Below are 14317 nucleotides of genomic sequence, written 5' to 3'. Positions count from 1 at the left end.
TCCACGGAGCGGAGGAACGCAAAATATGGCACGTGAACAGGCTGTGTCCGGCAACCCGTGGGTGGCGGTCAGGCCAGGCGATGACGTCGCGTTACTCGCGCGGCGACTTTCGTCTGCCCATCAGTCGTTCATCGATGCCCGCGGCGTGCCCGGCCAAGGGCTGACCGACGACTCCCATGTCCGTTCGGTCGTGCTCGAGTCCTGGATGCGGAGCCGCAACAAGGGAGTAAATCCTGACGTTGTCGGCAATCCTGAGATGCTCGAGGGGTTGGAACTCGAAAAATATCGGTCCGCGCATCCCATGTCACTGATCCGTCCGGTGATTCGGAAACTCCTGGTGGAAGATGCTGCCGAGACCGGATTGCTGATCGCGATCAGCGACGCACACGGTCGACTGCTCTGGGTGGAGGGTGACAACTCGGCCAAGGACAAAGCGTTGTCCATGAACTTCGTCGAAGGCGCCGACTGGAGCGAAGATCGTGTCGGCACCAATGCGCCGGGAACGGCGCTTGCTCTCGACCACTCCGTACAGATTTTCGGATCCGAGCATTTCAACCGAACCGTGCACGACTGGAGTTGTTCGGCCGCACCCGTCCACGATCCCACCACTGGGCAAATCCTTGGTGCCATCGACATCACCGGTGGTCCCAGGGTCGCGGTTCCCGAAGTGCTGTCGCTGATCCGTGCAACTGTTGCGGCCGCCGAATCGGAATTGCGATTCCACCTCTTGAACTCGCCTATCCCGCTCAGCGCGACGGCTCCGCGCCTCGAAACATTCGGTGCCGGACGGCCGACGCTGGTTCGCGGCGGTGACCGCATCCCGATTTCGCAGCGTCACGCCGAGATTCTCCTTCTGCTCTCCGAACATCCGGAGGGTCTCAGCTCCGACCACCTTGCGGTCCTGCTCGACGAGGGGGAGCTCGACGCAGTGACCATTCGCGCGGAAATGTCGCGGCTTCGTAAGGTTTTCGGCGCCGACCGGCTGGCTTCGCGTCCTTATCGGATCATCACGGAGTTCACGACAGACGTCGGCGACGTGCGGGCAGCGTTGGATCGCGGAGACGCGGCGACGGCGATGAAACTGTATTCGGGCCCGGTACTGGCAGGCTCGGCCTCCCCGGGAATCGAAGAGGTGCGGGAAGAACTACGCACCAGGGTTCAGGCGGCTCTGCTGCGTGGAGGTGACGCCAACCTTCTGGCCCGGTGGACCACGTCCGTACACGGGCGCGAAGACTCCGTCGTGTGGGAGGCCTACCTGTCCACGTTGGATCCTCAATCTCCGCTGTATTCCCAGGTCCAGGCAAGAATTGATCTCCTCGACCGCCAATTGGGCATCTGAGAATCATCTGCGTTTCTCGCACGCAACGTACTTGCAACGTTGCAACTCCTAGTGTTGTGAATCACACCCCACCGGGGGGTGGGATTGCAGTCACCGATTTGGTGGGTGCGCCCAGGAAGATCACGTTTACATAGGAGCTTGCAATGACCGTGTACGCCCGCCCAGGTACCGCCGACGCGATCATGTCCTTCCAGTCTCGATACGACAACTGGATCGGCAACGAATGGGTTGCTCCGGTCAAGGGTCAGTACTTCGAGAACCCGACACCGGTGACCGGACAGAATTTCTGTGATGTGGCTCGTTCCACCGCAGAAGACATCGAGCTCGCTCTCGACGCAGCGCACGCAGCAGCTCCGGCCTGGGGCAAGACCTCGGTCGCCGAGCGCGCGATCATCTTGAACAAGATCGCTGATCGTATGGAGGAGAACCTCGAATCCATCGCACTCGCCGAGTCGTGGGACAACGGCAAGCCGATCCGCGAGACCCTCAACGCCGACATTCCGCTCGCCATCGATCACTTCCGTTACTTCGCGGGAGCTATTCGCGCACAGGAAGGTTCGCTTTCGGAGATCAACTCCGACACCGTGGCGTACCACTTCCACGAGCCGCTCGGCGTAGTCGGCCAGATCATTCCGTGGAACTTCCCGATCCTCATGGCCGTGTGGAAGCTCGCACCCGCCCTCGCTGCCGGCAATGCCATCGTGCTCAAGCCTGCCGAGCAGACACCCGTCTCGATCCTGCACCTCATCGGCATCATCGGTGACCTGCTGCCTGCCGGTGTGCTCAACATCGTCAACGGCTTCGGCGTCGAGGCCGGAAAGCCGCTCGCGTCGAGCCCGCGTATCAAGAAGATCGCGTTCACCGGTGAAACCACCACAGGTCGCCTGATCATGCAGTACGCGTCGCAGAACCTCATCCCCGTGACCCTCGAACTCGGTGGCAAGAGCCCCAACATCTTCTTCTCCGACGTCCTCGCCTCCAACGACGACTACCAGGACAAGGCACTCGAGGGCTTCACGATGTTCGCCCTCAACCAGGGCGAGGTCTGCACCTGCCCGTCACGTTCGCTGATCCAGGAAGACATCTTCGACGAGTTCCTCGCGATGGCCGCCATTCGCACCAAGGCTGTGCGCCAAGGGGATCCGCTCGACACCGACACCATGATCGGTGCCCAGGCCAGCAACGATCAGCTCGAGAAGATCCTCTCGTACATCGAGATCGGCAAGGCCGAAGGCGCCAAGGTCATCACCGGTGGTGAGCGGGCCGAACTCGGCGGAGACCTGTCCGGCGGCTACTACGTCCAGCCGACGGTGTTCACCGGCAACAACAAGATGCGCATCTTCCAGGAAGAGATCTTCGGACCCGTCGTCTCGGTCACCTCGTTCAAGGACTACGACGAGGCCATCGAAATCGCCAACGACACGCTCTACGGTTTGGGCGCCGGTGTCTGGTCCCGCGACGGCGGAGTTGCGTACCGAGCAGGCCGCGACATCCAGGCCGGTCGCGTCTGGACCAACACGTACCACCAGTACCCGGCACACGCCGCTTTCGGTGGATACAAGCAGTCCGGCATCGGCCGCGAGAACCACCTGATGATGCTCTCGCACTACCAGCAGACCAAGAACCTCCTGGTCAGCTACGCCCAGAAGGCTCAGGGCTTCTTCTGATCGACCCACCGGCACCCGTGAGCCCCTCGCTGCGGGTGCCGGTGCGCAAGACTGCAACACGCGAAACCTGCACAAACACACGGAGGTTGGAATGAGCGCCACGGACACACCCGATACCGGCGCCGTTCCACCCCGGTTGGTGACCACCGCTGGGGCGGCTGACCTGCTACGCCGCCTCAGCGGGACTCACGGCGAACTGATGATGCATCAATCCGGCGGATGCTGCGACGGCTCGGCCCCGATGTGTTATCCCTCAGGCGAATTCATCGTCGGGGACCGTGACGTACTACTCGGAATCGTCGATCTCCGACTTGCTGTCGGAGAGATTCCCGAAGACCTTCCCACCGGAACCGACGCTGTACAGGTCTGGATTTCCGGATCACAGTTCGAAGCCTGGAAGCACACCCAGTTGGTGCTGGACGTCGTGCCCGGCCGCGGCAGCGGATTCAGCCTGGAGTCTCCTGAAGGATTCAGATTCCTCAGTCGAGCAAGGGCATTCACACCGGACGAAAACGAAGCACTCGGCGCGTCGAGCATTCTCGTAGGCGCTGATTGGGAAGCGGGCGTGCGTCCATCGCCCCCGACAGTTCCCCAGGTCGTCGCCGAGGCCGTCGATGCCTGCCCGGTGCCAGGCGCGGCCGCCCGATCCTGAGAACGGCCGCCTGAAGAAGATCTGAACAGACTCGGGGCCGCTCACATGACAGCCAGTTAACAGCACGGTCATCTCCATGCGACCTTCTCCGTACATCGCCCACATACCGTTCATTTCACGCGACGCATCCACCGTGCGTCGTCTCATTCTTGACCGATTCAGAGGATGGACATGTCTCTTTCCGACCACGCAACCGGCAAAAACGCCGGTGCCGCGGGTGCACACCACGACGGCGCAGACTTCCATGCGGAAGACAATTCGTATCTGGAGAAACGAACACTCCGAAAGGGAACAGCAGGGTGGGTGCTGCTTGCGGGGTTGGGTGTCAGCTATGTGATTTCCGGTGACTACGCCGGCTGGAACAACGGTCTGGCCGAAGGTGGTTTCGGTGGCCTTCTCATCGCGGCCGTCGTCATCGCGGGGATGTACCTGGCGATGGTGCTCGGTATGGCCGAGATGTCGTCGGCACTTCCTGCCGCTGGTGGTGGATACACGTTTGCCAGACGGGCCATGGGTCCCTGGGGCGGATTTGCCACCGGCACAGCAATTCTCATCGAGTACTCGATAGCACCCGCAGCGATCGCGACCTTCATCGGTGCGTACGTCGAGTCCCTGAACCTGTTCGGGATCACCGACGGGTGGTGGGTGTACCTCGCGGTGTACGCGATCTTCATCGGCATTCACCTCACCGGCGCCGGTGAGGCACTCAAGGCGATGTTCATCATCACCGCCATTGCACTCGTCGGCCTGGTCGTGTTCGCGGTTTCGGCTGTCGGCCTTTTCGATTCGTCCAACCTCACCGATATCGCCGTCGACACCAGCGCAGTCGGATCCTCGTCGTTCCTGCCATTCGGTCTGCTCGGAATCTGGGCCGCCGTGCCCTTCGCGATCTGGTTCTTCCTTGCCGTCGAAGGTGTACCGCTTGCCGCCGAGGAAGCACGTGAGCCGGAGAAGAACGTCCCCCGCGGCATCATCATCAGCATGTTGATCCTGATCGTCACAGGCGCAACGGTTCTCTTCCTCGCCACCGGTGCGCTCGGCGCCGACGCCCTGTCCACCTCCGGAAATCCGCTCGTCGAGGCGCTGGGGGACAGCGGAGCGGCAAAGGCCGTCAACTACATCGGACTTGCCGGTCTGGTCGCGAGCTTCTTCTCGATCATGTACGCCTACTCACGTCAGACGTTTGCTCTCTCCCGCGCCGGCTACCTGCCGAAGAACCTGTCGGTGACCAACAAGCGCAAGGCCCCCACTCTCGCGCTCGTCGTTCCCGGAATCATCGGCTTCGCGCTCTCACTCACCGGTGAAGGTGCCATGTTGCTCAACATGGCGGTGTTCGGCGCGGCAGTCAGCTACGTCCTGATGATGGTGAGTCACATCGTTCTTCGTAAGCGTGAGCCGAACATGCCGCGCCCGTACCGCACGCCCGGCGGTATCGCCACCACCTCGTTTGCGCTCGTGATCGCGGCAGTGTCGGTGGTGGCCACCTTCCTGGTCGATCCCGTTGCGGCATTGCTGACGTTGGTTGCCTTCGGAGTTCTGATGGCGTACTTCGGTCTCTACAGTCGTCACCACCTTGTTGCCAACTCGCCGGACGAGGAGTTTGCTGTACTTGCACAGGCGGAAGAAGAATTGGGATGAGTCGCGGGATGGCCAAGTATCACCAGCAGGTATCCGGAACCAACTACTCGTTCGACGGTCTCGTCGATCTGATGGCAAAAGCGACACCACTGCGGTCGGGTGACGAACTCGCCGGTTGCGCGGCAAGCTCCGACGCCGAACGCGCTGCTGCCCAATGGGTTCTGGCTGATCTTCCGTTGACTGTGTTCCTCGAAGATCTGTTGGTTCCGTACGAGGACGACGAGGTGACCCGGCTCATCATCGACAGCCACGATCGCCTCGCATTTGCGCCAGTGGCCCACCTGACTGTTGGCGGATTACGGGACTGGCTGCTCGAGACTGCGTCGGCGCCGGAAGCTTCAGCACGCTTGTCTGCCGTGAGTCCCGGTCTGACCCCCGAGATGGTTGCCGCGGTCAGCAAGATCATGCGCAATCAGGACCTGATCGCCGTCGCCAAGGCCATCACGGTCACCGCGGGGTTCCGCACCACCATCGGACTGCCTGGACGGCTGAGCACCCGACTCCAGCCAAACCATCCGACGGACGATCCACGCGGCATTGCGGCGGCCACATTGGACGGTCTCCTGATGGGATGTGGCGACGCCGTCATCGGCATCAACCCCGCGACGGATTCACCCCAGGCCACCTCGGATCTGCTCCACCTGCTCGACGACATCCGTCAGCGATTCGAGATCCCGACTCAGTCGTGCGTGCTCTCTCACGTGACCACCACGATCGGACTGATCGAATCGGGGGTGCCGGTCGATCTTGTCTTCCAATCGATTGCCGGTACCGAAGGCGCCAATTCCGGTTTCGGAGTGAACATTCCGCTACTGCGCGAGGGTAACGAGGCCGGACGCTCCTTGAACCGCGGAACGGTCGGGAACAACGTCATGTACCTCGAGACAGGGCAGGGGTCCGCCCTCAGTTCAGGTGCCCACTACGGCACCGGCGGAGCCCCGGTCGATCAGCAGACACTCGAGACCAGGGCATACGCCGTGGCTCGAGATCTCGAGCCGCTGCTGGTCAACACGGTGGTCGGTTTCATCGGTCCCGAGTACCTCTACGACGGCAAGCAGATCACTCGCGCGGGCTTGGAGGATCACTTCTGCGGAAAACTCCTCGGGCTGCCGATGGGAGTGGACGTCTGCTACACCAACCACGCCGAAGCAGATCAAGACGACATGGACAACCTCCTCACCTTGCTGGGCGTCGCCGGCGCGGCGTTCGTGATCGCGGTGCCCGGCGCCGACGACGTGATGCTCGGCTATCAAAGTCTGGCGTTCCACGACGCGTTGTACGTGCGTAAGGTCCTCGGTTTGCAGCCCGCCCCGGAGTTCGAGACCTGGCTCCACAACTTGGGGATGACCGACGCAAACGGTCGGGTTCTTCCGATCGACGCCGAAATGTCGCCGCTGCGGGCTTTGACGGTGAACTCATGACCGAAGATCAGGCGCCGATCCTCGATTTCTGGGGTCCACTGCGCAAGACCACACAATCGCGTATCGGGCTGGGGCGTGCCGGAGATTCGTTGCCCACCAAGCGGGTTCTCGAATTCAAGGCAGCACACGCCGCAGCCCGCGACGCAGTGCACGAGCCACTCGATTCCGAGACTCTCGCCAGTCGGGTCGACGGGGTGGGTATCGGGGCACCGGTGGTGGTCGCGAGCAGTGTCTCCACTCGCAGCGAGTATCTCCGGAGACCCGACCTGGGGCGCCAGCCTGCTGACCTGAGCGCGATCAAGAGCTCCGACAAGGAAATCGGGTTCATCCTCGCCGACGGACTCTCCCCGCGAGCACTGATGGACCACGGCGAGCAACTACTGTCCGCGTTGGTCACGGTGTTGGGGGAGCGGTACTCGATTGCGCCGCCGGTGATCGCCACGAATGCCCGTGTGGCACTGGGTGATCACATCGCCGCCGCGATGGGAGTGCAGACGGCGATCGTCCTGATCGGCGAACGTCCAGGGCTCTCCGTTGCGGACAGCGTCGGGATCTATCTGACTCACCTTCCGCGCGTCGGTCGTACCGACGCGGATCGAAACTGCATTTCCAATGTCCACCCACCCGAGGGCCTCGGATACGAGCAGGCTGCTCGTGTCGTCCTGGGGTTGGTGACGGGAGCGCGCCAATTGGGCCGCTCCGGCGTCGACCTCAAGGACACCTCTCGCGCCGACGCCGTTGCGTCGGGAGAAGTGCTGACGCTCGACTAGTTGACGGAATTGGCAGATTTCTGCGTCAGAGATACAGCACGCGATACTTGAGGCTGCCCTGGAGCTTGCCGACGAGATTGCCGGCGTGAACGAACCACCTTCCACGCGGAATTGGAGAGAACCTGCTCGGAACAAGCGGATTGAAAAGCAGAAGCGCGAGTAAAGTAGTTCCAAGGGTTCTCATTGGGGTACGGCGGTGACCGAATTCTCGAAAATGTGAGTAGAGTTGGGCTGACGCCATCCCGTATGCGCGCGTCTGATTCCACGTTTCGCGATAAGTGCTGCGCAGGCGATACGCGACGACTGCCTCGGGTGCGTGAGCCAACTTCATTCCTGCCAATTGGAGGCGCCAGCTGAGATCGATGTCTTCACCGGAGTTCACGTAGCGAAGATCGAAACCGTCGACCTGGTCGAAGGCAGATCGCCAAATACCGAATGTGCATGTTATTCCGTAGGGAAGAAAATCATCGCTGCCGAACTGTGTGTTCGTAAACGTGCGCCATGAAGCTACCTCGGCGGAGTTGATCGACATTGTTTCTACAACTCCACCAACTGCATGCGCGTTCGCCGCAGCATGTGTAAGGGCTGTGAGCCAAGACGGGTGAACACGATCGTCTGCGTCGCAGAATGCGATGAAGTCGCCACGTGCGGCCGAAACACCTACGTTGCGTGCGTACCCACCGCCTCGGGCGGAGGACGCATCGATTAGTCGTAGAGTCAGTGACTGAGAAAGCACATGGTTTGCGATGTGCGTACCAAGGCCATCACTGGACCCGTTATCGGCAACAAGGACCTCGAATGCGCCTTCATAGTCCTGCTCGGAGAGGGCAGTGAGTTGTTCGTCGATGTGATCCATTGCATTGAACGCGGGGATCACCACCGAGACTAGTCGGGGAATCACCTGGGTAAAGATATCGTAAGAAAGGGAACTTTGCCCTGTTTCCGAATTTTGGTAAACGGCAACGGATCATTCAGCCGCTGGATTGTGATCTTATTCTTTCAGGCCCCTTGTCGGCCTGCGGAAACCCACGGGTGCCCGCTGTGATGCTGGAGCCGCAGAGGCGGCACGTGAGTAGGAGAAATTGATGGCCTTCGCTGGCAATGTGGACGAACTGGCGCTGCTCCAAGCAGTACGTCTCAAGGAGAGGGTCGGAGCGGTTGTACTGGCCGAGCACTTGGGCGTCAGCGCAGCGTCCGGTCAAGCTGCGTACGACGCACTTGTCGCGCAGGGTAAAGCGGCCGAAGCAGAAGGTGCCATCAGCCTGACCGAGAAAGGCCTCGCGGAACTCGAAGATCAGTTGGACGCTGAGCGGGTCTCGATCGACGAGGACTCCATCGGCGAGGTGTACGAGGCTTTCGTTCCGCTGGACGAGGAGTTCGTTGCACTTATCGACGACGCAGACGCGAATTCCCTTGCCGAGCTGGACCGCCGGGCTGCAAACCTGTTCGACGATTTGTCGGCATTCGTTCCGCGGTTGTCCCGCTACCAGGATCTCTTCTCGGATGCTCTCGCTAAAGTTCAAGCGGGGGAGTCCAAGTGGATTTCAGAACCGATCATCGACTCCTATGCCACGGTGTGGGGAGAGATCCGTCAGGAGCTTTTCGGGGCTGCCGGAAAGGCTTGATTCGTAGCGCTGGACCTGACGCAGTTCAGCGTGGGCCGTCCGATTCGTGCGAACGAATCGGACGGCCCACGGCATGTGAAGAGCCGTGAAACTCGTTACCATTGCATACAAGTCGTGACCGAGATCACTCCTACCCCCTTTCGGGGGTAGTGCGGGGGTGAGCCACATCACTACCTTTCCTCCTATCGACGGTGATGCCCACAGGGCGACACCACGGGACCACGGAGGAATCGAGTGACCACAGTCTCTCCCACAGGCGGCAACAGCGCCGCCGGCGCCGGGGGTGCGAGTGCCGCAGGCGCGACACAACCCCCGCAGACCACCAGTGTGCGGCGCGTCGCGATCGCGAGCTGCATCGGCACGACCATCGAGTTCTACGACTTCTTCATCTACGGAACTGCTGCGGCACTTGTCTTTCCGACGGTATTCTTCCCCGCGCTCGGTGCCACCGCGGGAACCGTCGCATCGTTTGCGACCTTCGCAGTCGCATTCATCGCCCGGCCCGTCGGCGCAATGCTGTTCGGGCACTTCGGTGATCGCATCGGTCGCAAGAAGACTCTGATCTCGACGCTCCTGCTCATGGGTATCTCGACGCTCCTGATCGGTTTGCTGCCCGGTGCGGCAACCATCGGTGTTGCGGCTCCGATCATCCTGGTGCTCTTGCGATTCGGCCAAGGCTTCGCGGTCGGTGGTGAATGGGCAGGCGCAACTCTGCTCACCGCGGAATACGCCCCACCGGGCAAACGTGGTCTGTATGCGATGTTCCCGCAGCTCGGCCCCGCAATCGCCTTCGTGCTCTCGAGCAGTACATTCCTCATCACCGGCGCTGTTCTCGGCGATACCAACCAAGCCTTCCTCGACTACGGCTGGCGTATCCCGTTCTTGTTCTCCATCGTGTTGGTCGGCATCGGCCTCTACATGCGACTCGCTATCGAGGAGACCCCGGTCTTCAAGGCGGAGCAGGCAGAGCGCGTCGCAGAGCAGAAGAACGAAGCACCTCGCACCCTTCCGTTCCTGGATGCTTGGCGGTTCCAGACCAAGGAAATCCTGCTCTCGGCCGGCGCCCTCGCTTGCCTGTTCGCGTTCTTCTACATGGGCACGGCGTTCCTCACGAGCTACGGAACCAAGACCCTCGGCTTCTCCCGCCCGTTCGTCCTGTCGGTCGGTATCGCGTCTGCCTTCGTCTTCGGTGCGGCGATCATCGTCTCCGCCCTGTACTCGGACCGCATCGGGCGTCGCAAGGTCATCATGATCTCTTGTGGTCTGGCTGTGGTGTGGGCGCTCATTCTGTTCCCGCTCCTGGACACCGGAACACCGATCGCGTTCATCCTCGGAATGTTCGGCACGCTGATGATCTTCGGAATCGCGTACGGCCCCTGCGGTGCGCTGCTTCCGGAAATGTTCCAGACCCGCTACCGCTACACCGGTGCCGGCCTCGGCTACAACCTCGCCGGAGTGCTCGGCGGCGCGGTGCCGCCGCTGATCGCCGCACCGCTGGCCTCGGCCTACGGGAGTATGGCCATCGGAATCATGTTGGCAATCCTCGGTGTGGTGAGTCTGGTCTGCACCTGGGCGCTCGTCGAGACCAAGGACCACGCCCTCTAAACACTGTGCGCCTTTATTAACCGCCGGCGGTTAATAAAGGCGCACAGCAGGCGGGTGGGGTGTCCGGACTTCGAACAGTTACGGCCACCCCGCACCGGGAAGTATGTCGTGCATCACACCGAATCGAGTAAATTCGTAGATGAGAGGGTCCGCTGCGGCGGCCCCTCTCATAGGTGCCTGAACAGGCAACCGGAGAGGACAGAACACATGAGTACGCCGCTGCCCAGCTATACGTCCGGAGTATGGGACGGTCCGATGCTGGGCGACACCATCGGAGACAACCTCGATCGCACGGTTGCCGCACACGGCGACCGCGATGCGTTGATCGACCACGCCAGCGGTCGACGATGGACGTACCGGGAGTTCGCCGAGCAGGTGAACGGGCTCGCTGCCGGACTACTTTCCCGTGGTGTGGGGAAGGGCGATCGGGTGGGGATCTGGGCTCCCAACTGTCCGGAATGGACGTTCACGCAATACGCGACGGCAAAGATCGGCGCGATCCTGGTCAACATCAATCCGGCGTACCGCTCGCACGAGTTGCAGTACGTGCTCAAGCAGGCCGGAATCTCGACGCTGGTGTCTGCGGCCAGCTTCAAGACCTCGGACTACGCGTCGATGATCGAGACGGTGCGGCCGCAGTGCCCGGATCTGACGTCAGTGCTCCTGCTCGGTTCACCCGAGTGGGACGCGGTGCTTGCCGACGGGTTGGCGGCCCAGGCCAACGATCCGGCTCCGCTCGCAGCTGCCCAAGCCTCGCTGTCGGCCGACGACGCGATCAACATCCAATACACCTCGGGCACTACCGGTTTCCCGAAGGGCGCGACGCTCAGCCACCACAACATCCTCAACAACGGCTACTTCGTCGGCGAGTTGTGCCACTACAGCGAGGTCGATCGGGTGTGCATCCCGGTGCCGTTCTATCACTGCTTCGGCATGGTGATGGGCAACCTTGCGTGCACCAGTCACGGTGCTGCCATGGTCATTCCGGGCCCCGCCTTCGATCCGCGCGCTTCGCTCGAGGCCGTCCAGGCCGAAAAGTGCACGTCCCTCTACGGCGTTCCGACGATGTTCATTGCCGAGTTGGCGCTGCCGGACTTCGACAGCTTCGATCTGTCGTCCCTTCGCACCGGCATCATGGCGGGTTCGCCCTGCCCGGTCGAAGTGATGAAGCAGGTCATCGATCGCATGGGCATGGCAGAGGTGTCCATCTGCTATGGCATGACCGAGACGTCGCCGGTGTCGCTGCAGACCCGCTCGGACGATTCGATCGAGCAGCGCACCGAAACCGTCGGTCGGGTGGGGCCGCACCTCGAGATCAAGATCGTAGATCCGGCAACCGGACTGACGGTGCCGCGCGGCGAGCCGGGCGAACTGTGCACACGTGGTTACTCGGTCATGCTCGGCTACTGGGAGAACCCGGAGAAGACCGCCGAGGCGATCGACGCTGCCCGGTGGATGCACACCGGAGACATCGGCGTCATGGACGAGGCCGGATACGTCGCTATCACCGGACGCATCAAGGACATGGTCATCCGCGGTGGCGAGAACGTCTATCCGCGTGAGATCGAGGAGTTCCTCTACACCCATCCCGACATTCTCGACGCGCAGGTCATCGGTGTGCCGGACGCAAAGTACGGCGAGGAATTGATGGTGTGGGTCCAGATGCGCGAAGGTGCAGACGATCTGGACGCCGATTCGGTCCGTGCCTTCTGCACCGGCAAGCTCGCGCACTACAAGATTCCGCGGTACGTCCATGTCGTGGACGAGTTCCCGATGACAGTCACGGGCAAGGTCCGCAAGATCGCGATGCGAGAACAGGCGATCGAATTGATCGGTCAGGCCTGAGCATATGTCCGCGAACCCAGGGGAGCGTGAGCCGGTACGCCCCGAGATCGCGCTCTCCTGGAAGCGTTCTCGACTGAGTGGCCTCGATCCGTCGTCGGCAATCGCCGTGGACACCGAGGAGCAGGACGGCGAGTCTCGTCTGCTCCGGGCCGCCGCGCCCGTGCTCGACGAGGTGTCGCAACAGATCGCGGGCACCGGTTTCTGTGTGCTGCTTGCTGATCGAGAATGCCGCGTGGTCGCTTCGGTGTACTCCGACAGCCGCGTCGAGCGGACGATCGAGCGGTTGGGCGTCGTCAACGGTTCACGCTTCGGTGAAGAGCACGCCGGTACCAATGCGCTCGGTACGCCGCTCGAGGTAGGTCGAAGTGTGGTGATCCACGGGGACGAGCATTTCCTCGACAGCCTCAAGGGATTGAGCTGCTACGGCCAGCCGATCCTGCATCCTGTCACACGTCGGGTCGAGGGTATTCTCGACATGACCGGCGTCGTCTCGCAGGCCAACCCGCTGTTCGCGCCCTTCCTTGCGCGTGCTGCAGCGGATATCGAGAAACGACTGCTCGAAGGCTCCAAAGCGTCGGAGCAGCGGCTGGTCGACGCATTCCAGCGAGTGTCACATCAGCGCCACATTGCCGTCGCGGCCATCGGCGACGACATCCTGCTGAGCAACCGAACGGCCTTGGATCTGCTCGACACCGCCGACCACGTATCACTCCGGTCCTTGATCGCCGATCTCAATCCTGATCAATCGAGGCTTGTGACAGTCGAATTGGCGTCCGGCGCGCTGGCGCGAGTTCAAGCCGACCGGATTTCCGGGGCCGACGGCGGCGCACTCTTCCTGGTCGAACCACTCCAGCGGGAACGGGCACCCATCCGCAGAACCCACGAGCGGGCACCATCTCCGGGCGAACGACTGCGCCGCGACCTGATGCGGGCGCGGGCGTCGTCGTCCGCAGTTGCCATCTCGGGTGAAGCAGGTTCCGGTCGAACTTCGGCAGCATCGGACGTGGTCGGGAGCGTCGACGCCAGTTGGCACGATGCCACGCGAATCGCGTTCGACGGCCGTGAGCAGTGGATCACCGATCTTGTGCGAGCAGCCCGTAAGCGTTCGGGCGTGGTCGTGATCGAACAGGTGCAGCTCCTTCCCGGTTCGGTGTTGCCGCTGGTCGCAGACCTGATTGACGCCAGCGCCGAGGGGCCGAAGATCGTACTGACCAGCGGGGCGGCAGTTGATCTTCCGCCGACCATCGCGGCGCTGCTTTCACGATGCGCCTCCAGGGTTGTCATCACCCCTCTGCGCGAGCGACAGGCTGAGATCGCCGAGTTGGCTCAGGCGATGTTGGAGGGGATCTCGCCCGAGTTGAGGTTGACTGCCAGCGCTGCCGAAGCGCTCGCTGCGGCCAGTTGGCCGGGCAACCTGGCCGAATTGCGCGTCGTGTTGAATCGGGCCTCAGGTGAACGCTCGAGCAATCGCATCGACGTCGTCGATCTGCCCGAGGACTATCGCACCACGACCAAGGTGTCGCGGTTGGCAGGGCGGGAGAAGGCCGAGCGCCAGGCGATCATCGGAGCGTTGAAAGACTGCGGCGGCAACAAGGTTCACGCGTCGGCGCAACTCGGAATCAGCCGAAGCACTCTCTACACACGGATGCGGGCGCTCGACATCACTGTGTAGTTGACTGTCCGAATTGAGTTGTACAAAGTTCGGACAGTTAGCACTCCCGGAAGCGCGGAAGTATGGCGTGCATCACATTCGCA

11 protein-coding genes are annotated in these 14317 nt (G+C 62.0%); 10 read left to right on the top strand and 1 reads right to left on the bottom strand.

Going from position 1 to position 14317, the window contains the following annotated elements:
* Positions 1–25: 25 nt before the first annotated feature.
* The 6 genes from AC2ETI_RS26730 to eutC all read left to right on the top strand — a co-directional run bounded on the left by AC2ETI_RS26730 (position 26) and on the right by eutC (position 7487).
* The gene (locus AC2ETI_RS26730) at positions 26–1339 is read left to right on the top strand and encodes a sigma-54-dependent transcriptional regulator family protein (protein ID WP_019744245.1); all 1314 of its coding nucleotides are present in this window, start codon (positions 26–28) and stop codon (positions 1337–1339) included.
* A gap of 143 nt (positions 1340–1482) precedes the next feature.
* Positions 1483–3006 carry an aldehyde dehydrogenase gene (adh, locus tag AC2ETI_RS26725; RefSeq protein WP_007730158.1) on the top strand — a complete coding sequence of 508 codons (1524 nt, stop codon included), beginning with the start codon at positions 1483–1485 and terminating at the stop codon, positions 3004–3006.
* Positions 3007–3097: 91 nt separating this feature from the next.
* Complete coding sequence (locus tag AC2ETI_RS26720) at positions 3098–3658, top strand: DUF779 domain-containing protein (RefSeq protein WP_019744244.1); 561 nt, start codon at positions 3098–3100, stop codon at positions 3656–3658.
* Between the two features lie 165 nt (positions 3659–3823).
* Complete coding sequence (gene eat, locus AC2ETI_RS26715; protein WP_003941913.1) at positions 3824–5296, top strand: ethanolamine permease; 1473 nt, start codon at positions 3824–3826, stop codon at positions 5294–5296.
* Positions 5293–6717, top strand: a complete 1425-nt coding sequence (locus tag AC2ETI_RS26710; protein ID WP_483634650.1) for an ethanolamine ammonia-lyase subunit EutB — start codon at positions 5293–5295, stop codon at positions 6715–6717. The genes eat and AC2ETI_RS26710 overlap by 4 nt, the downstream gene beginning before the upstream one ends.
* Positions 6714–7487: an ethanolamine ammonia-lyase subunit EutC gene (gene eutC / locus AC2ETI_RS26705; RefSeq protein ID WP_019744242.1), complete on the top strand. Its 774-nt coding sequence runs from the start codon at positions 6714–6716 to the stop codon at positions 7485–7487. Before AC2ETI_RS26710 ends, eutC begins: the two co-directional genes overlap by 4 nt.
* Before the next feature lie 25 nt (positions 7488–7512).
* Here eutC and AC2ETI_RS26700 read toward each other — a convergent pair whose 3' ends face one another.
* On the bottom strand, positions 7513–8388 hold the full coding sequence (locus AC2ETI_RS26700; RefSeq protein WP_029536725.1) for a glycosyltransferase family 2 protein: 876 nt from the start codon (positions 8386–8388) through the stop codon (positions 7513–7515).
* A gap of 184 nt (positions 8389–8572) precedes the next feature.
* On the opposite strand from AC2ETI_RS26700, the gene AC2ETI_RS26695 reads away from it, so the two are divergent.
* The 4 genes from AC2ETI_RS26695 to AC2ETI_RS26680 all read left to right on the top strand — a co-directional run bounded on the left by AC2ETI_RS26695 (position 8573) and on the right by AC2ETI_RS26680 (position 14234).
* Complete coding sequence (locus AC2ETI_RS26695; protein WP_019744240.1) at positions 8573–9112, top strand: hypothetical protein; 540 nt, start codon at positions 8573–8575, stop codon at positions 9110–9112.
* A gap of 234 nt (positions 9113–9346) precedes the next feature.
* Positions 9347–10717: an MFS transporter gene (locus tag AC2ETI_RS26690; protein WP_019744239.1), complete on the top strand. Its 1371-nt coding sequence runs from the start codon at positions 9347–9349 to the stop codon at positions 10715–10717.
* A 207-nt stretch (positions 10718–10924) separates the two neighbouring features.
* A complete protein-coding gene (locus AC2ETI_RS26685; RefSeq protein WP_483634649.1) occupies positions 10925–12562 on the top strand; it encodes an AMP-binding protein in 1638 nt (545 codons plus the stop codon).
* 4 nt (positions 12563–12566) lie between these two features.
* On the top strand, positions 12567–14234 hold the full coding sequence (locus AC2ETI_RS26680) for a sigma-54-dependent Fis family transcriptional regulator (RefSeq protein ID WP_030535447.1): 1668 nt from the start codon (positions 12567–12569) through the stop codon (positions 14232–14234).
* The last annotated feature ends 83 nt before the right edge of the window (positions 14235–14317 follow it).

This window comes from Rhodococcus sp. MurmanLake-1 (assembly GCF_056945715.1).
This window is presented reverse-complemented; position numbering and strand designations above follow the sequence as displayed.

What these genes read in the sequence shown, in the direction of transcription:
- AC2ETI_RS26730 (WP_019744245.1), top strand. Translation starts at nt 26, where the DNA reads ATGGCACGTGAACAGGCTGTGTCCGGCAACCCGTGGGTGGCGGTCAGG.
- adh (WP_007730158.1), top strand. Translation starts at nt 1,483, where the DNA reads ATGACCGTGTACGCCCGCCCAGGTACCGCCGACGCGATCATGTCCTTC.
- AC2ETI_RS26720 (WP_019744244.1), top strand. Translation starts at nt 3,098, where the DNA reads ATGAGCGCCACGGACACACCCGATACCGGCGCCGTTCCACCCCGGTTG.
- eat (WP_003941913.1), top strand. Translation starts at nt 3,824, where the DNA reads ATGGACATGTCTCTTTCCGACCACGCAACCGGCAAAAACGCCGGTGCC.
- AC2ETI_RS26710 (WP_483634650.1), top strand. Translation starts at nt 5,293, where the DNA reads ATGAGTCGCGGGATGGCCAAGTATCACCAGCAGGTATCCGGAACCAAC.
- eutC (WP_019744242.1), top strand. Translation starts at nt 6,714, where the DNA reads ATGACCGAAGATCAGGCGCCGATCCTCGATTTCTGGGGTCCACTGCGC.
- AC2ETI_RS26695 (WP_019744240.1), top strand. Translation starts at nt 8,573, where the DNA reads ATGGCCTTCGCTGGCAATGTGGACGAACTGGCGCTGCTCCAAGCAGTA.
- AC2ETI_RS26685 (WP_483634649.1), top strand. Translation starts at nt 10,925, where the DNA reads ATGAGTACGCCGCTGCCCAGCTATACGTCCGGAGTATGGGACGGTCCG.
- AC2ETI_RS26680 (WP_030535447.1), top strand. Translation starts at nt 12,567, where the DNA reads ATGTCCGCGAACCCAGGGGAGCGTGAGCCGGTACGCCCCGAGATCGCG.